The 18,507-nt window shown below is 68.8% G+C and carries 19 protein-coding genes and 1 tRNA gene; 4 read left to right on the top strand and 16 right to left on the bottom strand.

Annotated features, from left to right (window positions below; translation table 11 throughout):
• Positions 1-616 precede the first annotated feature (616 nt).
• On the top strand, positions 617-1,339 hold the full coding sequence (locus ACZ7IB_RS08800) for a bifunctional DNA primase/polymerase (RefSeq protein ID WP_470910529.1): 723 nt from the start codon (positions 617-619) through the stop codon (positions 1,337-1,339).
• 849 nt (positions 1,340-2,188) lie between these two features.
• Here the strand turns inward: ACZ7IB_RS08800 and ACZ7IB_RS08795 are convergent.
• The 3 genes from ACZ7IB_RS08795 to ACZ7IB_RS08785 all read right to left on the bottom strand — a co-directional run bounded on the left by ACZ7IB_RS08795 (position 2,189) and on the right by ACZ7IB_RS08785 (position 4,849).
• Positions 2,189-3,154 (bottom strand): DUF5926 family protein, encoded by a 966-nt coding sequence (locus ACZ7IB_RS08795; RefSeq protein ID WP_470910526.1) that lies wholly within the window; start codon positions 3,152-3,154, stop codon positions 2,189-2,191.
• Positions 3,155-3,356: 202 nt separating this feature from the next.
• Positions 3,357-3,962: an ATP-binding protein gene (locus tag ACZ7IB_RS08790; protein WP_470910523.1), complete on the bottom strand. Its 606-nt coding sequence runs from the start codon at positions 3,960-3,962 to the stop codon at positions 3,357-3,359.
• Positions 3,963-4,015: 53 nt separating this feature from the next.
• Positions 4,016-4,849, bottom strand: coding sequence for a glycerophosphodiester phosphodiesterase (locus ACZ7IB_RS08785; RefSeq protein ID WP_470910520.1), 834 nt, complete (start codon positions 4,847-4,849; stop codon positions 4,016-4,018).
• A gap of 242 nt (positions 4,850-5,091) precedes the next feature.
• Here ACZ7IB_RS08785 and ACZ7IB_RS08780 point away from each other — a divergent pair, with 242 nt between their 5' ends.
• The 3 genes from ACZ7IB_RS08780 (at position 5,092) to ACZ7IB_RS08770 (ending at position 7,733) form a co-directional block, all read left to right on the top strand.
• A complete protein-coding gene (locus ACZ7IB_RS08780) occupies positions 5,092-6,600 on the top strand; it encodes a S1C family serine protease (RefSeq protein ID WP_470910516.1) in 1,509 nt (502 codons plus the stop codon).
• 50 nt (positions 6,601-6,650) lie between these two features.
• Positions 6,651-6,737 (top strand) — tRNA-Ser (locus ACZ7IB_RS08775).
• Between the two features lie 333 nt (positions 6,738-7,070).
• Complete coding sequence (locus tag ACZ7IB_RS08770; protein WP_470910513.1) at positions 7,071-7,733, top strand: endonuclease domain-containing protein; 663 nt, start codon at positions 7,071-7,073, stop codon at positions 7,731-7,733.
• 62 nt (positions 7,734-7,795) lie between these two features.
• Here the strand turns inward: ACZ7IB_RS08770 and ACZ7IB_RS08765 are convergent, their stop codons facing one another.
• From ACZ7IB_RS08765 to ACZ7IB_RS08705, 13 genes are all read right to left on the bottom strand, one after another.
• Positions 7,796-9,190 carry a tyrosine-type recombinase/integrase gene (locus ACZ7IB_RS08765; protein WP_470910511.1) on the bottom strand — a complete coding sequence of 465 codons (1,395 nt, stop codon included), beginning with the start codon at positions 9,188-9,190 and terminating at the stop codon, positions 7,796-7,798.
• Between the two features lie 60 nt (positions 9,191-9,250).
• On the bottom strand, positions 9,251-9,439 hold the full coding sequence (locus ACZ7IB_RS08760; protein ID WP_470911153.1) for a helix-turn-helix transcriptional regulator: 189 nt from the start codon (positions 9,437-9,439) through the stop codon (positions 9,251-9,253).
• Positions 9,440-9,560: 121 nt separating this feature from the next.
• Positions 9,561-10,955, bottom strand: a complete 1,395-nt coding sequence (locus ACZ7IB_RS08755) for a DNA primase family protein (protein WP_470910507.1) — start codon at positions 10,953-10,955, stop codon at positions 9,561-9,563.
• On the bottom strand, positions 10,952-11,827 hold the full coding sequence (locus ACZ7IB_RS08750) for a bifunctional DNA primase/polymerase (RefSeq protein WP_470911151.1): 876 nt from the start codon (positions 11,825-11,827) through the stop codon (positions 10,952-10,954). The genes ACZ7IB_RS08755 and ACZ7IB_RS08750 overlap by 4 nt, the downstream gene beginning before the upstream one ends.
• A gap of 136 nt (positions 11,828-11,963) precedes the next feature.
• The gene (locus tag ACZ7IB_RS08745; RefSeq protein ID WP_470910503.1) at positions 11,964-12,563 is read right to left on the bottom strand and encodes a hypothetical protein; all 600 of its coding nucleotides are present in this window, start codon (positions 12,561-12,563) and stop codon (positions 11,964-11,966) included.
• Positions 12,564-12,574: 11 nt separating this feature from the next.
• Entirely contained in the window at positions 12,575-12,763 is a 189-nt protein-coding gene (locus ACZ7IB_RS08740) for a hypothetical protein (protein ID WP_443037649.1), read from the bottom strand.
• 21 nt (positions 12,764-12,784) lie between these two features.
• Complete coding sequence (locus ACZ7IB_RS08735; RefSeq protein WP_470910500.1) at positions 12,785-13,036, bottom strand: hypothetical protein; 252 nt, start codon at positions 13,034-13,036, stop codon at positions 12,785-12,787.
• Between the two features lie 139 nt (positions 13,037-13,175).
• Entirely contained in the window at positions 13,176-15,410 is a 2,235-nt protein-coding gene (locus tag ACZ7IB_RS08730) for a cell division protein FtsK (RefSeq protein WP_470910498.1), read from the bottom strand.
• Between the two features lie 401 nt (positions 15,411-15,811).
• Complete coding sequence (locus ACZ7IB_RS08725) at positions 15,812-16,198, bottom strand: RRQRL motif-containing zinc-binding protein (RefSeq protein WP_470910496.1); 387 nt, start codon at positions 16,196-16,198, stop codon at positions 15,812-15,814.
• Positions 16,198-16,842, bottom strand: coding sequence for a GGDEF domain-containing protein (locus ACZ7IB_RS08720; RefSeq protein ID WP_470910493.1), 645 nt, complete (start codon positions 16,840-16,842; stop codon positions 16,198-16,200). The genes ACZ7IB_RS08725 and ACZ7IB_RS08720 overlap by 1 nt, the downstream gene beginning before the upstream one ends.
• Complete coding sequence (locus ACZ7IB_RS08715) at positions 16,839-17,888, bottom strand: DUF2637 domain-containing protein (RefSeq protein WP_470910492.1); 1,050 nt, start codon at positions 17,886-17,888, stop codon at positions 16,839-16,841. Before ACZ7IB_RS08715 ends, ACZ7IB_RS08720 begins: the two co-directional genes overlap by 4 nt.
• The gene (locus ACZ7IB_RS08710) at positions 17,885-18,211 is read right to left on the bottom strand and encodes a DUF6303 family protein (RefSeq protein WP_470910490.1); all 327 of its coding nucleotides are present in this window, start codon (positions 18,209-18,211) and stop codon (positions 17,885-17,887) included. The genes ACZ7IB_RS08715 and ACZ7IB_RS08710 overlap by 4 nt, the downstream gene beginning before the upstream one ends.
• Positions 18,208-18,507 (bottom strand): hypothetical protein (locus tag ACZ7IB_RS08705; RefSeq protein WP_470910489.1); only part of this gene is annotated, 300 nt, incomplete at its 5' end. The genes ACZ7IB_RS08705 and ACZ7IB_RS08710, both read right to left, overlap by 4 nt.

The following is an 18,507-nucleotide window of genomic DNA, read 5'->3' as shown; positions in this document are numbered from 1 at the left end:
GGCTTTCCAACCGGTGCGTTTCGTCGAATAGCATCGCAAACCCCCATGTCATTCTGCGCCGCTATCAGTGCATCCACGTGTACACGTTGCATCCACATGTACACGCACAAGTAAGGCCATGTCCAGCATTGTCCCTGCGGGATTTATGGTGTCCAAGTGACTCATAAGTTGGCCAAAAAATGCACCCTATGGCGGCTATTTGCGGTCGACTGGGTGTGCTCGACAGGGGGTGTTCTCGGGGTGAAGTCCCAGAGGGAGCGTCATTTCGGGCATGCTGGGTACGTAATCGATGACGACCAGGGGCAGTTCTGATCGCCCCGGAACCTGGCAGCGGGCCCGGACGTCCTCATCTGTGACGGCCACGCCCCCCACCCCCGAGTGGCGGGGTTTGCACCTTGGGACGGCAGGCGCGATACGTGCGCTGCTCCTCGCCATGGCTTGTGTCCGGACCCGTCTCGCCCTGCTCGACCCGGCTCAGCGCATGCTCGGTACCGACGACCCACCCGTACCGCAGATTTGAAGAGCATGTACGCACAGTGAAGTGATGAACGCGTGCTGTGATGTGCGCGTGGTGTGATGTGGACCCTCGGCGTTCAACGGAAAGGAACGAGCGCTCATGCGCGAGATCCTCGGAAGGCGACGCAGGCTCCGGCTCCGGCGCAGGGTGAGGCCCGCCCAACTGGACGCGGTCCTGACCTGTGCCACCGCATGGCAGTGGCCCGTGCTCCCCGGAGTGGGACTCGAGGCGGCCGGTGGTCGCGGTGACCGTGGTCGTGGCTGTGCCTGTCCCGATCCCGAGTGCGCCGTACCCGGCGCACACCCCTTCGATCCCGGTCTCCTCGCAGCGACCACCGACGAGCGCATGGTGCGCTGGTGGTGGGCCAACCGGCCCACCGCCCCGATCGTGCTGGCCACCGGCGGACGCGCTCCGTGCGCGCTGAGCCTGCCGGCCGTGGCGGCCGCCCGGGCGCTGGCCGAGCTGGACCGGATGGGTGCGCGGCTCGGCCCCGTGGTGGCGACGCCGACCCGGTGGTCGCTGCTGGTCGCTCCGTACACCCTCGAACGGCTCGGCGAGCTGCTGCACGCCAAGGACCGGGTGCCCAGCTCGCTGCGTTTCCACGGCGAGGGCGGCTATCTCGTCCTTCCGCCGTCCGAGGTGGGGGCAGGGCAGGTGCGCTGGGAACGGGCTCCTTCCCCGATCTCCCGGCCGCGCCCGGACAGGGGGGAGCCTGTCCCCGGATCCGCCGCGCCGTGGCTGCCGGATGTGGGGGCGGTGCTCGATGCACTGGTCGAGGCGAGCAACAGCGCACCGGACGGCGGAAGCCGGCTCGCCTACTGACGAGTGGTCGGCGGGCGGTTGGCGGGTGCGCCGCGCCCCTGTGGGGGCGGAATCCGTGGTCGGCTCACTCGTTCGGACGTGAGTCGACCTGAGTTCCCGGTGTAAATGGGCGTTCTGTACCGGGATGTTCATATTCCGCTGATATCTCCGACGGACCGTCAGGAATTCGGGCGAAGCCGACAGGCATCGACGGATGCCGACAGGTGAGGTCGCGTGATCGGTATCGCGGGTGTGACAGCGTTCACGGCTCCGGTTCCGCGCCCGCCGTCTCCCGTCTTCTCCCGGCTACTCCATCAGCCCCGATCTCATGCCGGTCAATGCAAAGTCTGCCGCTGCAAAGCACTTCGGTGCAGGGATTTCTGATGGATCTTCCGGGGCCTTCTCGAAGCATTCTTCGAAGATTTATTCGAATGGTTCTGTGAAGGGGTATTCATAAGGGAGTTCCGGCTTCTGTTCGAGGCCGGTCGCTCCGGCGGGGCCGATGGCGCGTCGGTGGAGGAGGCTCCGCTGTCGATGGCGGCCCGTCGTCAATCCGGGCTCTGTCGCGCCGGGTTGCCGCCGGTGCACAGGTGCTGGGCTGCCGGGGTCCGACGTGAAGGCGAGGGCCGGGTTGCATCGGTGAGGGGATCGTGCGCGGGCTCGTGCGCCGCGTCGCGCGCTGTGCGCCGTGCCCGGAAATGAGGATGCCCGGTCGCTGGCGACGGGGGATGCACCAGCGACCGGGCTTCTAGAACGGTAACAAGAGATCTGCCGTTCGCAAATTCGATCTCGCGTATTAGGACAGCGATTTACCTGTGAGTACGGCGAGTTGTGACATGCATCACCGAACGGACCCGGGGGTTGTCACTGTCAGCTGAGCGTCACTTGGCGGTTGGTGAGCCCGCCACGGGCCCGCCGCTCCTCGGCGGTGAGCGGTGCGTCCGAGGCGAGCGCCGCCGTCAGCCGCTCCGCGAGCTCGGCCGCGGGCTTCTCGCACTCCGCGGCCCCCATCGCGCTCGGCAGATCCCAGACCGGGACCATCAGCCCGTGCGCCCGGAAGGAGCCGACCAGCCGCGTCCCCTCGCCCAGCGAGGAGGTGCCTGCGGCGTGCAGCCGGGCGAGCGCGTCGAGGAGCTGCTCCTCGGGGTGCGGCATGACCCAGCGCAGGTGGTTCTTCTCCGGGGTCTCGCACCAGTACGCGGCGTCCACTCCGGAGAGCAGGGCCGTCGGGATCGCCGCCTCGTTCGCGCGCTCCAGGGACGCGGACACCTCGGGCGTGGCGTTCTCCGCGTCCGGAACCCAGAACTCGAAGCCGGAGTGGACAACGGGCTCGAACGCCGCATCGGGGTCGAGTACGTCCTGCAGCCGCGGACCGTCGGCCGGTGCGCGCCGGGCGGCCACGGGCGAACCGGGCTCGGCGGCCAGCGCCCGCTGCAGCGTGTCCGCGAGGTCACGGCTGAGGTCACCGGACGGGGTGTCGTTCTGCAGGGCGAGCAGCACCGAGCCGTCGTCGCGGCGGAGCGCCGGCCACGCCATGGGCAGGACCGTCGCGAGAGTCACGGAGGGCACACCTTCGGGCAGCCCGCCCTTCAGCGTCAGCTCGACCGTTGCCGCGGGTACCAGCTCTCGCAGGGCGACCCAGTCGCACTCGCCGGCCAGGCCCTCGAAGGGGCGGTGGACGAGTTCGGTCACCGCCTGGGCGGCGGCGCGGCCGTGACACGCCTTGTAGCGGCGGCCCGAACCGCACGGGCAGGGCTCGCGAGCCCCGACCACAGGGATCTCGCCGTCCTTGAGTTGCTGCTTCCCGGCCTTGGTCTGAGGGCGCTTCTTGGCCATGGTGGGCTTTCTCCCGATTGCGACAGTGCGGTCTGGGCCGCGAGCCTAGCTGCCCGTGTCGCGTCCGGGACACATCCGCCTGCGCGCCCGGCGAGACGGGATTGCGGAATGCCCGCGCGTACGCCTGTCCATCGACACGTGTGCCGGTAGGGGCGCTCGTATCGCCGCCGTCACCGCAGACATCCGTACCCGTGCGGGAACGTCAGCTCATGTCGTCGAAGGCGTCCGCGAAGCCCGGCCCGTCGAGCCCCGACACACCCCGTACTCCGGACACCCGTCCGTGCCCCTCGCTGACGAGGACCCAGACGGTGACCTCGCCGGACGAACTGTCGCGTACGCCCCACTCCTCGGCGAGCGCGCTGATGATGTTGAGCCCGCGGCCGCCGCGCGCCGTCACCGACGGTGTGGCCGGAATCGGTCGGGTCGGACCGCCTCCGTCCGTGACTTCGACGGTCAGGCCGCCTGTTCTGTCCACGCGCCATGCGGCACGGATGTCGCCGTCACCCACATCTGTGTGTCGCCCCAGCGGCCTGCCGTGCCGACAGGCATTGCTGAGTAGTTCGGAAAGGATCAATACAGCATCGTCGACGACCGAATCCGGCATCCCGTAGCTGCGCAATTGCTCGCGCATCCGGTGCCGTGCCCGACCCACGCCCGCAGGGCCATGGGGTACGGCCATGCTCGACGACGTGGGCACTTCCTGTGCCACCACCAACGCCACCCCCGAGACCTCCTTTGCCCCACGCCACGGAGTGGATGCCCTCCTGGGCTGGACCGGAAACCGGCCAATCGCCTGCCAGTGACGCACTCGTAACGATCGAATACGGTTCGAATGCGCCGGTGTACTCCGTGTAACTGATGTTAAGAGCGTCCCAGTTGTGACAGAACCTGTTTCGGGCGGTTCGTGATGATTGCCTCGACGCCGAGATCGATGCAGAGCTCGATGTCCTCGGGTTCGTTGACCGTCCAGACGTGCGCGCGATGGCCCGCACGGTGCAGCCGCTCGATGTAGCCGGGGTGACTGCGTACGATCCGCATCCCCGGGCCGGCGATCCGCGCCCCGGCCGGCAGTCGCCCGTCACGCAGGCGCGGCGAGACGAACTGCATCAGATAGACGGTGGGCAGGGTGGGGGACGCGGCCTGGATGCGGTGCAGGGAGCGTGCCGAGAAGCTCATGATCCGTACCGGCGAAGGGCCTTCGGCCGGCGGGACGTCGAGCTCGAAGCGCTTCAGCAGATGCAGCAGCCGCTCCTCGACCTGGCCGGCCCAGCGGGTGGGGTGCTTGGTCTCGATGGCCAGCTGGAGCGGGCGCCCGGCTGCCCGTGTCTCGGCGACCAGTTCGAGCAGTCGCTCCAGAGTCAGAACGGAGGTGAGCTCCCCCGGTACCGGATCCCAGTCCGGGGACTCCGACTCCTCGCGGTCCTTCCAGGAGCCGAAGTCGAGGGCGGCGAGCTCGGAGAGCTCCAGCGCGGAGACGGCGCCCCGGCCGTTGGAGGTGCGATTCACCCGGCGGTCGTGTACGCAGACGAGGTGGCCGTCGGCGGTGAGCCGTACATCGCACTCCAGCGCGTCGGCGCCGTCCTCGATCGCCTTCCGGTATGCGGCCAGGGTGTGCTCGGGGGCGTCGTCGGACGCGCCTCGGTGGGCAATGACCTGGATGGAATGGTGCGTGGATTGCTGCCGTGCGTGGGTCACTGCGTCATCGTGTCACCGAGAAGCGACTGCTGCGTACAGCTCGCGCCACGGGTGTCCGCACCTTGCGACGCGGCTGTGGGTACCTCGTAGCGGGAGACCGTTTTGCCGGATGTAAAGATTGGTGTGCGGATGCACAGGTCCTGCTTACAGTGGCCTGACGTGCCTTGGGAAAAGCTGTCCCGGGACACGTACACAGCGGATCTCTTGCCGAAAATGATGTGAAACCGAGGAGTTAAAGAGCTGTGAGCACAGAGAACGAGGGCAACGAGGGCACTGCGGCCGAGGCCGTTCCGTCCGTTCCGTCCGCACCTCCAGTGCCGGCCGATGCTCCTCAGGGGTCACCTGAGAGCACGCCCGACGCCCCGGCGTACCCGCAGACGCCGGACGCGGCAGCCGCGCAGCAGTCGCCCCAGGCGCAGCAGCCGTACCCTCCGACGGTGGAACCGGCCACCGCGACCGCCCCCATGGCTTCCGTGCCGGGTACGCCTCCCCCGGGGCTCCAGTCGGCCGCCGAAGCCAACTGGCCCCCGCCCCCTCCCGCCGTCCCCGCGTACGCGCACCACGGCGCGGACGGCGGCGGTGCCGGTCCGGTCTGGGGTGCCCCGGCCCAGCTCGCCTCCCCCGAAGGCCCGCTCAAGCGGGGCATGGGCGGCCTGGTGGCCGCGGTGGCGGCGGCGGCGCTGATCGCGGGCGGTATCGGCGGCGCCCTCGGCTACTGGGCGGCCGACCGGAACGACAGCTCCAACGGCTCGACCACGGTCGCGGCGTCGGCCAACCCGCGGGACCTCAAGCGCGAATCCGGCACGGTCGCGGGCGTGGCCGCCAAGGCGCTGCCGAGCGTGGTCACCATCGATGCGCAGGGCGGTGACGGCGAGGGCGGCACGGGCACCGGCTTCGTGTACGACAAGGAAGGCCACATCCTCACGAACAACCACGTGGTGGCCTCCGCTGCGAACAGCGGCCAGCTCACGGCGACGTTCTCCAACGGCAAGAAGTACGACGCCGAGGTGGTCGGCCGGGCGCAGGGCTACGACGTCGCCGTGCTGAAGCTGAAGAACCCGCCGTCGGGGCTCGCCCCGCTGGCCCTCGGCAACTCGGACCAGGTCGCGGTCGGTGATTCGACGATCGCGATCGGCGCCCCGTTCGGTCTGTCCAACACGGTGACCACGGGCATCATCAGCGCCAAGAACCGCCCGGTCGCCTCCGGCGACGGTTCCGGTGGCAGCAACTCGTACATGAGCGCCCTGCAGACCGACGCCTCGATCAACCCGGGCAACTCCGGCGGCCCGCTGCTCGATGCGCGCGGCGCGGTCATCGGCATCAACTCGGCCATCCAGTCGACCGGCAGCAGTGTCGGTCAGACGCAGGCGGGCTCCATCGGCCTCGGCTTCGCAATCCCGATCAACCAGGCGGCGAACGTCGCCCAGCAGCTGATCAAGACCGGTCAGCCGGTCTACCCGGTGATCGGCGCCACGGTCACGATGGACGAGAGGACCGGCGGTGCCGCCATTCCCGACCAGGGCACGGGCGGTACGGCAGCCGTGGCGAAGGACGGCCCCGCCGACCGGGCCGGCCTCAAGGCGGGCGATGTCATCACGAAGTTCGACGACACCGTGATCGACAGCGGCCCGACCCTGATCGGAGAGATCTGGACCCACAAGCCCGGCGACCGGGTGACACTGACCTACAAGCGCGACGGCAAGACGGCAACGGCCGAAGTCACCCTGGGGGAGCGCAAGGGCGACAGCTGACCGGCTAGGCTGTCCTCGCGTCAACCTCGGTCCATGGGCCGGGGGCGCGGGGTGGGTTGCCCGAGCGGCCTAAGGGAACGGTCTTGAAAACCGTCGTGGCAGCGATGTCACCGTGGGTTCAAATCCCACACCCACCGCCCAGGTCAGCGTAGGTGCTGGTCAGAAGGGGTGTCTCTCAGTGAGAGACACCCCTTCTGCGTTTCACCCTGTCTCATCCCGAGCGCCTGAATCCCACGATTGATCAGCCCGTATGGGCCATGTGTGGGCCAGGATCACCCTGGCCTTGTTCACGAGGACGGGCTCTGGCTTCACTTCTGTGCTTTCTAAGTGGGCCATCGCTGTCAGAGGTGGGGAGTAGGTTCCCGGGCAAGCCAGACTGCGAACCTGGAGGGGTGCTGATGGCAGGCAAGGTCGTAGCGGGGTGCTGGTTTCCAGAGTGCGGGCGGCCAGGTAGCGCACGGAGGGATGGCGTGCTGCTTTGCAAGACCCACTATGAGCAGGCGCGCACTGGGCGCGCGTTGAAACCGATCAAGGCGAAGGCGAAGGCAGGCCAGTACACCGGGTGCCGGTTCGACGATCCGCAGTGTGACCGGCCGCATTCCTCGGATGGGTACTGCTCCACCCACTATCAGCAGAAGAACGACGGTAAAGAGCTCACCCCCATTCGGGGCTGGAAGTCTCAGGCGGAGTGGGGGCCGGTATGCCGGTACGGAGCCTGCGTGGGCACCACCTACTCGCGCGGCCTGTGCCATGTGCATTATGGCCGGGGCATATCGCAGTTCGCCCGGGACGCGATCCTCGCGCTGCAGGGCGGTCGCTGCTTGTGTGGGACAGTCGATCCGGGGCCGGAAGGCTGGGAACTTGACCATGCTCACGACTGCACCGCGGGACACCGGCCAGCGAACTACTGCAGGGCCTGTGTCCGTGGCGTGCTATGCGTGCCCTGTAACCGTCGTGCGATCGCCTGGTACGAGGGTGCATGGATGCGCCAGGCGAGCAACGAGCCGATCCCAGTCCTTGATACGTGGGTCGGCCGTCGTCTCTGCTTTCACGGTGAGCCAGACTCGCCGGATGTAAAGGTGAGTTACCGGCTGCTGGTGGCGGTTCGTGAGATCGGTGCTGTGCGTGAGTGACGACGGACTGGCCCAACTCATCGCCGAAGCCGAGCCGGAACCGGTCCTATGAACAGAGCCAATCACCCCTCGGCGTCGCTGCTCAGTCCCTTGTCGATGAGCTGGTTGGCCCGGTCCTGCTGGCCCCGCAGGATCTTTGCGTAGAACCGGAAGAGCACCGCGATGCTGTGTCCGGCCCGTCGTGCGACTTCCACCGGGTCGACCCCGGCATTGATCCAGAGCGATACGCCGGCATGTCGGAGCGAGTACGGAACGGCCGCGAGCGGTGACGCTGCTTCGGACGGGGACAGAGCCGCGATCCGCGCAGCCTCCCAAAGTTCGCAGTACTCGGTGGAACGGACCCGACCACCGCGCGCCGCACGGAAGATGTGGCCGTCCGGCCCCGCTCCGTACTGCTCGATGTGCTCGCGCAGCATCGCCACGAGCACAGGTGGGATCGGCACTGGGCGAGTAGCGCGGCGTGCTCTGCGCTTGAGTCCGCGCTGCTCGAAGGAAGAGCCGTCGTCGGTCCACCCGGACCCCACTTCCGGGCGGCTGCCTCCCAGCGTGAGTTCGCCCCACCCGGCCCGGGGCAGTCGGCAGTCAGTGGCCCGTAGATCGGCAATTTCGGAAGGACGCATGGCCGCGTAGTACAGGCAGCCGAAGAATGCTGCCAGGTGCTCGCCCCGGGCTCCCTGCTCACGGACTGCAGTGATGAGCGCCGCCGCCTGCTTCGGATTGGGGACGTAGCGGAATTCGATCTCGTCCTCCTTGTCCGGCGCTGTCCAGTCGACCCGTCCGAGCGGATTCGACGTCAGCACGTCGCGCTCCACGGCGTAGCGCATGGCGTTGCTGAGCACCATCCGCTTGCGATGCGCGGTGTTGTCCGCGGCAGGCTTGCCGTCAAGCTTCACAGCCAGGACGTCCAAGGCGACCCGCAGCCGTTCCGGCTTCGCAGCTTCCGTCACCTTCAACGAGTGCTTGGAGATCCATTCCAGAGCCGCCGCCACATCGGTCGGCGGATTCTCCACCTCATCCCGGCTGACGAAAGTTCCGTCGTTGCGGCGGACCGCACGGAATGCGTAGGCGTAGAGGGCGTGCCGCATCACCTTGGCGTCCGGGGCGCCGCGCGAGGTGGAGACGAACGCGGGGGTGAGCGTGGCGAGCGCTTCCGCGATGCTGGCCCGGTGCTTGGCGGCAGCCTTGGGCCACTTCATGAGCACGTACGCCTTGGCGTGCTCGTACCAGGTGGGGGAGTTGAGCGCCGCCAGCTCGCTCGCGGGCAGGCCGGTTTCCTCGTCGAACTGCTCGCGTTCCCGGAGCGCTGTCATGAGCTGCGAACGGCGCCCGTCTGCCTGCGCCTTGAGCTTGAAGCTTCTGGAATGAGGGCGGGCGCCGACACGCCACCGCAGCTCGAAGGGTTTGGGGCGATTCTTGCGGGTGCGGATGGACCAGATGTCTACGTCGTACGTGAGCATGGGTCTCCATGAGGAGAGGGGCCCACCGCGAACGGTGGGCCCCTCGGTGTACGGGGTGGGTTAGGCTGCGGCCTTTTCGCAGTCGCTCAGCCAGTCGTCCAGGTCCGCTCGACGAACGCGGAGCTGGCCGTTGGGGAGCTTGATGAGCTTCGGGGCGAGGCCGCGGGCGCGCATCCGGTAGAAGGCGGCGCGGCTCATGCTGATCTCGTTCAGGACTTCGGGAAGCTTGAGCATGGTGGGGCGGGCCATGGCACTCCTCGGTGCGGTCATGCGCGCTGGTGTGTGTTGAGTCCGCATTGCTGTGTGTCGCGGCTCAAGCGACTCAGGGGCCGTTCCGGGACGGCTTGAGTCGCTTGAGTCGCGACACGGGCTATCGCGGATCGGACGGCGTGAGGGTGATGCCGGTGTACGTGGGCACCTGCCGGCCGTACGCGTCGCGGGGGCGAGCCCGGTGCAGTTGAGGGACGACTGAGAGCAGGTTTCGCCCGAACATCTGCTTCGTCCCTACCGCTCGTACGCCGTTGTCCTCGGCCCACTCGCGCCAGACCGCCCAGAGGGTGTCCACGGGCACGTCGCAGTCGGCGCCGACGGTGCAGCGCTCGCGAATGAACGCACTCGTGGGCGATGCGGTGTCCTGCATGGTGATGACCGCTTCCTGCGATGAGGGCGGGTCCGTGATCCGCCCGGCGCGCTGGAGACGGGCCAGTCCCTCCAGGGCCCAGTTGAGGATGCCGGGCATCTCGGCAGCCAACTTGTCAGTGAGGGCGGTGTCTTCCTTACCGAGCCACGACACCGTCATGTTGAGCACGATGAATCGGCGGGCAATGACCCCGGAAGAGTCTCCGAAGTTCGGTAGCTCGTTGGTGAGGATCATCAACCGAGTGGGGAGCTTGCCGGTCCACGGATCGCGGAACTTGCGGTCAATGTCGATGGTGTCCTCACCGGAGATGGTCAGCAGCCGTTCGACGACCTGCCCGCCGTCCTTGCCGGACAGGCGCGCGTCGGAAATGACGGCGAGCGGCTTGCCGAGCAGTGTGGACAGTCCGAAGTTGCTGCCGAGACCGGCGAGGGTGGGACCGGCGAGATTCTCGCGTCCGACCAGTTCCTTGAGAACTCGGGCGATAGTGCCCTTGCCCGAGCGGGACGGCCCCTTGATGAGCAGGATCTTCTGTTGGTCGGTGCGGCCGGAGAGGACGTATCCGAACCATTCCTGCAGCGCGTCAAGAGCCGGTCCGTCGTTGGGCCAGATCTGCCGCAGGAAGCGTTCCCATGTCGGGGCGGTCGCGGACGGGTCGTAATGGAACGGGACGGAGACGAGGTTGAAGAAGCCGGGCGTGTGCGGCAGCAGCGTCCGGTCCCGGATGCGAAGCAGGCCGTTCTCACAGGCCACGATCGGGCTGCTGTCCTTGCCCGCCGTGTCCTGCTCGATCCACGACGGGGCATCCGCGGCGGAAGGCAGGAGCGTGATCGCCCCCAAAGCATCGAGCAGGTTGCTGATCTTCTGCTTCGTGGGGGCCCAGTCACGGATCTCGGGCTGGCCGTCCTTGCCCGGAACGCTGTAGGCGGCGTACTCCAGGCGCTTGTAGAGCGAGGCCCGCATCTGCTGTTCGTCCAGCTCACGCCAGCAGGTTCCGGTCCACCGCATCCACGAACCGCGCCACCGTCGGCACAGCAGCCGCCCGTTTGGGGACTGCCAGTCCGGGATGACCCGTCGGGCAACGGCCATCGGGTTGGAAGGCGCGGGCAGCTCTTCCAGCGCGGTCATGAGGCTCGCCTCATGGTCTGGGGTCCGTACAGGCCGTTCGCGACGGCCCGCGCGGCGTACGGCTCGGGGACGCCTACGGAGACGGCTGCGTCGATGATCTGCTGACCGATGGTGTCCAGGCCGCAGGGTCCAGGGCATGACGCGTGCTGCGTGGCCAGGAACTGGGCCACCCCGTACGCCTGCGATCCGGCGCCGGACTCGGTGCGGGATCGCACGAGGGCGAGGCCGCGTTCCAGGCCCGTGCGTACGTAGCGTTCGGTGTGTCGGCATCCGGTGGCGACGCTGCGGTCCCACTCGGCTTGGCGGGGAGACGAAGAGACCACCCTCGCTCGCGCGGCGGTGGTTTCTTCCTTCACGACCAGGGCCCGCCCGGCAGACGGTAGAACCACCATTGAACCGGTACCGGGACCAAGCCAACGGGCGTAGGACATGAGCGACTTGATGTCCACGCCGGGGCGGACGGAGTTGGCCGACCGCATCGCCCCCAGGTAGATCCAGTGCTCGCCGCGCGTCGTGGGGACGGTCCGGGTGGCGGGCAGGGTGGCACGGGCCCAGGCAACGGCGTCGGCGTTATCGAGATCCACGACGGTCAGCCCCGCCCCTCCCGGGTGATAGGCGACCGCCTGAGCCTCACGCCACGGCCCGGTCCACGCGGGGGAGTGGAGTACAGCAGGGTCGGTGGTGGCGGCGGCCCAGCCGTGGCACACACCGGGGCACTGGCAGGGGCCCGCGTTCTTCATGTGGGGACGGTCGCCGCAGGCGTTGCCGGAGCAGGTGCGGCAGTTCCCGAACGGCTTCTTCCCCGCACTCAGGGGCAGGACGGGCACGCCCGCAGTGGCCAGTACCAACGCAGTTCGAAGGTGGGTGCTCATTCCTCGCGGCTGGTGGTCGGCGGCTCGCCGGATAGGGGTGGGTTGGGTCATGCTGGGTGTCTCCAGTTCTGTTGTGACTGGCTGGACAAGGGCGGCCCCGGTTCATTGGCGTGAGAGGGGGCCGCCCTTGGCGTAGCTATGGGTTGGTGGTCGGGAGCTCGGGGAGTCCGGCGCGGGTGAGGGCGGCGGGGTCGAAGCCGGGCAGGGCGGCACGGACGGTGAGTGCCTGAGCGAGTGCGTCGGCGTAGGCCATGGATTCTCGGGCCACCTCGATCTGTGTGTGGCTGCGCAGCAACTCCACCCGCTCGACGTGGGCGTGGTCCTCGCGCCGGACGGTGGTCTGCCGCTCGTACGCCACGGTGTCGCGGCGGTCGGTGCGCCAGTAGCGGGCGGCGATCCCGTACGCGACCGTGGTGGCAACGACCCACAGCAGCAGCGGGAGCGGGAGGCCGTCGGTGTATCCGGCGACCCCGGCGAGCGCGAGGCCGCCGGAGGTGGCGAATGCGGTCCCGGCGATCACCCCGTCACCGCCACCGCGACCGGCCGCGGCGAAAGCGCCGGCCGTTGCTGCACCGGCGGCAAGGACGACCATCAGAGCGGCGTTGCCGACACTGTGTTCGGCGCCGTTGGCGTTCCAGATCCGGCCCAGGATGAGCACGGTGGACGTGGCAACAGCCGGTGCAATCTTCGGGGCCGCGAGCGCGACCCAGTGACGGGCGACGAGGGGTTCGTTCATGGCGGTGCCTCCTACAGGTCCGGGATGGCGTCGATGACGGCGGTGGTGAGTTCGTTGATGGGTCCGGAGGCTCCGGTGGAGGCGAGGAAGAACCCGAACATCACGGCGATGAACGCGGAGCCCCAGCCGAGGGTGTTGGAGCGGAGCAGGAAGAACAGGACCAGTCCGAACAGCAGGACCAGCGAGACGGTGACAACCACAGCGGTTTCCCTTCGGGTGGGTTAGCGGGTGCCGTCGCGGTGGAGGCGGGCGGCGACGTTGTAGAGGTGGCGGCCGATCCGGATGCGCTTGCCGGTGGCCTTGCAGCGGCGGCAGTCCTTGCCGCGCTTGGCCCGGCCCTTGCGGTCGGTCGTGATGGCGTGGCCGAAGCCGCGGCACTTGCGGCAGTTCCCGAATGGCGAAGCCGCACATAGAGATGCGTAACTTAGAGTGATGAGTAGGAGGAGTGCGCTAGCGAGCAGGGCAGGGGTCATGAAGGGCCTCCTGGGCCTGTTTCAAGGGTTTTCGCAGGTGGGGCGCTAGTGACTAGCCGCCTGATCGATGCGGGTTTTGGCCGCTAGCGGTGCCGCTAGACCTAGCGGGGTGTGACGCTAGGTCTAGCGGCGGAATCCGTCAGCCCGCGTCCCGGTTTCCGTCACGCTCCGCAATCGCGGCGAGGATGCGGGAGCGCTCGATACCGCGCCGGTTGGCGCCCTTCCCGGACTCGGTCTTGCCCCATACCTGTCCGGTGTTGACGCCGTGCGGCTTCAGCGCGGCGGCCAGTTGCTCGGGCTCCCAGCCGCCGTAGACGTCCGGCCGCAGCTCGGCGAGACGGGCCACGACGACCTCGGACCACAGCTTGGGCTCTTCGGCCGGCACGACCGCGAGGATGTCGGCGAGCAGGTCGAAGCCGCTCGATTCCCGGTCCTCGAACGACTCCCCGGCGGCGTGTCCGGTGAGGGTTCCGGCGGCTTCCCGCAGGCGGCGGGCGCGCAGTCCGATCACCTCGGCGGTGGGGGCATCGACGTAGACGGACGAGACGATCCTTGCGTCGGCGCCTTCACCGACGAAGTAGTGGATGCCCTTGTCCTTCCACGAGAACATCGTGGCCCGGATACCTCGCTTGTAGCTGGACGTTCCGAGGACCATGTCGTTCTCCAGCTGGCCCATGACCTTCAGGCACCACCGGGCCGACGCGTTCGCCGAGATGCCGGTGGGCAGGGCCTTCGCGTCCGGGCGCTGGGTGGCCAGCAGGAGGACGATGCCGGTGGCGGGGCCGCGCTTGACCAGGTCGGTGCAGATCTCTTCGAACTCCCCGCCGTGCTTGGGGTGCTCGAACCAGACCTGGCACTCGTCCACCCCGATGACGATCGGGTGCAGTCCGAGCTTGGGCTTGTTCGCCAGCTCGGACGTGACCTTGGACTCGGGGCAGATGTCCCGCGGCAGGGACCGGATCATCTTGGCCCGGCGCCGCAGCTCGGTGCGCAGTTCCCGCAGGTCAGCGAGCGCGTACTCGATGTCTTCGTCATCGTCCCCGGCCCGGTGCCGGTGCGAGACCCGTTCCCCGACGGGGTCGAGGTCACCGGTTCCCTTGAGGTCGTAGGTGTGGACCTCCGCACGGGTGTCGAGTGCGGCGATGAGCAGGAGCAGACGGAGCAGGAACGTCTTGCCCATCCGCGGGATGGCGCCGATGACGCCTGCGATGTACATCAGGGTGATGTCGACCCAGCGCCCGCGCTGGTCAGTGCCGAACGAGACCGGCTTGAACAGGTCCACGGACCCGCCCTTGATCAGCGGCCACGCGGGCTTCATGGCGGTCGACATGTCCTGATCCCCGACCCACAGCACCAGGCGGCCGGTGTGCTCGTCGGGGACGGCCTCGGGCCAGACGCAGCCGAGCGGGCGCCGCAGACCGGATGCGAGCTTGTCGCGGCGCTCGATCACGTCGGTGACGGTGACGCCGTAGGGGAGGTCGCCCTCCGCACGCCAGCCGGGGCCGTCGCGGGTGATCGGGGCAGTGAACGTGAACCCGTCCCTCCCCTTGCTCTGCACCTGGTTGATCGCCGTGATGCCGAGCGCGCCCAGGGCACGGAGAACGATGTCGGACGTGAGCTTGGGCGCCTTCGTCATCTCGACTGCGCGAGTGATGACCGGGGCGTCGGCCTGAGTGCCGGCCGATCCCAGGGCGAGCAGCACCGCCCCGACCGAGAGGGCCTGGAGCCAGCCGGGGGCGAGGACGTAAATGGCGAGCGCGGCACCGAGCCCGACGAACATGCCGAGCACGGTGACCAGGGTCCGCAGTCGGACCCGCCCATCGCGCTGGCGGGAGAGCTTCAGGTACTCGGCCGCATCCTCCCGGCGGACAGAGGCGAGTCGGACCGGCTCGCCCTCCCGGTCGGCCACCCACCGCATCGTCCCGCCCACGAACTTCGCCGCACCCCGCGGCGCCTGGAACGCGAGCCGTGCCGCGTAGTACGGGGACCGCAGCCCGTGGTACCCGGCCAGGTGCCCGTAGTGGCCCGTGGCCCAGCGGGCGGCGGTCTTGAACTCCTTACCGGAGCGCAGCCACAACGGGACGATGGCCCGGCGCTTGGCGCCCATGAGTCGGCCCAGGAACCCGGGCCCGACTTCCGCCGGACCATCGACCATCACGGGCTCAGTCGGGTCGCCCGACCGATCATCAGACTCGGCACCCGACCGGGAGTGAACCGGGTCGGCCGACCGGTCGGCGGTGGGGTCGGCCGACTCGGCACGGGCCGACCGTGCCTTGTCGAGGTCGACCACTTCCCCGACCGAGTCGGGTGCGGGGGTGGTGGCCATGTCGGCTTCGAGTCGGTTGAAGAGTTCGCTTTCGTCGTCGTGATTCACTGACTGTCCTTCCCGGACAACTGGGGTTGGAAGGGGCCCGTATGGCGCTTTGGACGGCTGACCGTCCGGACTCCGCTTGAGCGAACTTGCACGGTGCGAGTCACGCGTGCCGCGATGGGCTGGCAGTGTGCGACCGGCCTTGCTCGGCTAAGGTCGCGCCATGGGTGGGGAGTTGACGGCGCTAGACGCTGCGAAGGCCAAAGACCGCACGTGTCTCAGATGTGAGGAGCCGATTCCACGAAGCCAACGCCGCTTCCCGCGGCTCTTCTGCTCGTGGTCGCATCTGGCGAAGTCAGTACTGCAGACCGCTTTTGGCTTGGCATTGCTTGTACGCGTCCTGAACCATTGGGGTGTGTGGGACTGGGCCGCCGGCCTCCTCTCGTAATCCAGCAAGACCCAGTTCAGGCGGCACGCTGTTCTTCGGGGTAGGCGCAGGCGGGGCACATGCCGAGCGAGGTCGGGATGCAGTACCCGGCATCCACCTGGCACTGCGGGCAGGTGCGGCGAGCGAGCATCGCTTTCGCGAGTGCTGCCGCACGGCTTGGTGTCATGGGACGTACGGGCTTGGCCAGGTCGAGGCGGTAGAGGTAGGCGACCAACACACCGGCTTTACGGCTGCGGGAGCGGCGCATCACCTGCGCGGCGACCTGCTGGCCACCGGGGCGCAGTCCGCGGGCGCGGAGTTGGCGGCGGGTGGCGTAGCCGTCCGGGGCGTACTTCCACGGGAACGTCGGTATCCCGTACATCGCCCCGGTTGGGTCGTAGCACTTGCCGAACGCGGGGGACATCAGGCTGCGTCCCGTGGTCCGGCGAGTGCGGTGCCCCGTCGGCCGGCACGTCGGCCGGACCACGTGGCGAGGAGCTTGCCGAGTCCTGCCCGACGTACCCCGGCCCTGGCTTGCTTGGCCGCGTACATCGCCTCATCCGCCCGTCGCAGCAGACCGGAGAGGTCCTCGCCTGGGTGGTCGGCGGTGCGGACCCAGCCGAGCGACACCGTGGTGTGCACCGTCGGATCCAAACCGTCTGCGGGGCGGGCGAGTACGCCGTGGAGGACGGCGAGCAGGTCTGAGACGGTGCCGTGGTCGTCGATGATGACGGCGGCGAACTCATCGCCCCCGAGTCGTCCGGCGACACCGGCCCGGCCGACGTAGTGGGCAAGGCGGTCCGCGGTCGCCCGCAGCAGGGCATCCCCCGCTGCGTGGCCGTAGTTGTCGTTGATCTGCTTGAAGTGGTCGACGTCCGCGAGGACCACCACCGCCCGAGGATCGCTCAGGAGCTTGGACGCGCGGCGGGTGAACCCGTCGCGCGTCCACAGCCCGGTAAGCGGGTCACGCCGGGCGCGGTGCAGACGACCACGCAGCCACCATGTATGGGCGGCCCAACCGGCCGTCAACGGCCCGGCCGTGGCCAGTGCGGCTAAGAGCGCGCTCATGCCGCCACCGCCCCAGCGTGCTCCGCGTCCGTCTCGGTGTCGTCCTGCTCGGCGCCGGGGTCGACGCTGTGCAGGACAGGGGATGCAGCGGCCTGGCGTTCGGCCTTGAGCGTGTCGCGCAGAGCGCGGGCGGTGGCCTGCGAGACGTGAACCGCGGTGCGGATGCCGTCGGCGGTCAGTGCCGCGTCCGGCCATGCCGTGGTGATGTCCCGCGCCTCGGCCAGAATCTCTTCTGGGGTCCGCTTCGTCTTCGGCTTCGCGCTACGGCGGGCGGACGGCTTCGCGGGCGGCTTCGGCTTGGCGGCCTGCTCCGGTCCGGGCTGGGGGTCCGGCTTCACGGGCGGCTCGCTGGGCGGTTCGGTGGGCGGGTTCTGCTCGCCTGCGGGGTTGGCCTCCCCGAGCCTGAGCAGAACGCGTTGGGCGCGTGGTGTCTTCGAGCGCCAGCGGCGCCCGTGCCGCTCGCGCAACTCGGCACGGGCCAGCAGGCGTTCCCGCTCACGGGTCAGTGCGTCGGCGTAGGAGGTGATCTCCCACAGCGTCATCCGACGCCAGAGCGCGAACGTGGAGGGAAAAGCCAACAGCCACCGTGAGGCACGGATCTTGTCCATGCGACGGCCGGTGACCGCACCGATCCGGGACGCGTAGATGTGGGCGCCGATCTCGGAAAACACCACCCACAGCAGCGGCATCGTCCCGTGCGCGACCTTCGCCCACAGATCGTGACCGGCCGAGACATTCAACCCGCAGGTCACCAACGTGAGAACCCAGGGGACGAACCGCACCCACGCCAAAGCCATGTCCATCCGGATCAGCAGCAGGTTCGCCACCGAGAACACCGGGATCGACACGTCCATGCCGACCGGGACCATCCACGGCTCACCGAACCCCCACCGTGCGGCAGCATCGGACACCGCGTCGAACGAGGAGATCAGGCCCAGCGCGCCGACCCCGGCCGCGGCGAGCGCACCGAGTCCAGCGAGCCCGAGTTCCGGGCGGGTCAGCGGCGGAACCGCCGGCCGATCCATGTTCTGCGCCGTGGTCGTCATGCCGCACCTCCCGGCGCGCGCTGCACCTTGGCGGCGGCCATGAGAACGACGCGCGCCGGGTGCGGGTGGTAGCCGGGACCGGTGTCCTCGCTCCACTCCCACTCGGCACCGTGCGCGAGCGTGAACCCGAGCGAGGCGAGCGCCGCCCCACGTTCCTCGCGGCTCGGCACCTGGTGCGACGTGGGCCAGGTGAACACGGGCCACTCGCTCACCAGCCCCGTGATGACCACGTACAACTGCCAGCAGGGCCCGGCGGTCCGTTCCGGCACCGTCGTCCCGCAGCAACGCAAGCTCAACTGCGTCCGCAGTACCCGGTCGCTCATGCCGCAACCCCGCCCCGGAACTGCCGACGGCCAGCCGCCCGACGGGCGGGCAGCGCGGTGACGTTGAACAGTTCCGGCGCGTGGGCCTCGATCGCCTCGGCGGCGACGCGGCTGACGCGGTCGGGGAAGTCGGGGTTGTCCGCGAGGATGTCGCGGGCCGCGTCCATGCGGGCTGCCCGCTCCATCTCGCTCTCGCCCTCGACACCCAGCCAAAGATCCAGCGGGGTACCGAGGGCCAGTTCGATGAACTCGGTGGTGCTGGCCGCGATGTGTCCGGCCACAATGTTCTTCATGGG

The organism is Streptomyces sp. NPDC037301, assembly GCF_055602785.1.
Note: the sequence above shows the minus strand (reverse complement) of the source record. Positions and strands in the feature narration are given on the sequence as shown.

Bases quoted from the DNA above. Each gene is read 5' to 3' on its own strand.
- ACZ7IB_RS08735 (WP_470910500.1), bottom strand. From the start codon at position 13,036: ATGACCCCTGCCCTGCTCGCTAGCGCACTCCTCCTACTCATCACTCTA.
- ACZ7IB_RS08745 (WP_470910503.1), bottom strand. From the start codon at position 12,563: ATGAACGAACCCCTCGTCGCCCGTCACTGGGTCGCGCTCGCGGCCCCG.
- ACZ7IB_RS08795 (WP_470910526.1), bottom strand. From the start codon at position 3,154: ATGGCCAAGAAGCGCCCTCAGACCAAGGCCGGGAAGCAGCAACTCAAG.
- ACZ7IB_RS08760 (WP_470911153.1), bottom strand. From the start codon at position 9,439: ATGGCCCGCCCCACCATGCTCAAGCTTCCCGAAGTCCTGAACGAGATC.
- ACZ7IB_RS08800 (WP_470910529.1), top strand. From the start codon at position 617: ATGCGCGAGATCCTCGGAAGGCGACGCAGGCTCCGGCTCCGGCGCAGG.
- ACZ7IB_RS08755 (WP_470910507.1), bottom strand. From the start codon at position 10,955: ATGACCGCGCTGGAAGAGCTGCCCGCGCCTTCCAACCCGATGGCCGTT.
- ACZ7IB_RS08715 (WP_470910492.1), bottom strand. From the start codon at position 17,888: ATGACGACCACGGCGCAGAACATGGATCGGCCGGCGGTTCCGCCGCTG.
- ACZ7IB_RS08720 (WP_470910493.1), bottom strand. From the start codon at position 16,842: ATGAGCGCGCTCTTAGCCGCACTGGCCACGGCCGGGCCGTTGACGGCC.
- ACZ7IB_RS08710 (WP_470910490.1), bottom strand. From the start codon at position 18,211: ATGAGCGACCGGGTACTGCGGACGCAGTTGAGCTTGCGTTGCTGCGGG.
- ACZ7IB_RS08750 (WP_470911151.1), bottom strand. From the start codon at position 11,827: ATGAGCACCCACCTTCGAACTGCGTTGGTACTGGCCACTGCGGGCGTG.
- ACZ7IB_RS08765 (WP_470910511.1), bottom strand. From the start codon at position 9,190: ATGCTCACGTACGACGTAGACATCTGGTCCATCCGCACCCGCAAGAAT.
- ACZ7IB_RS08725 (WP_470910496.1), bottom strand. From the start codon at position 16,198: ATGTCCCCCGCGTTCGGCAAGTGCTACGACCCAACCGGGGCGATGTAC.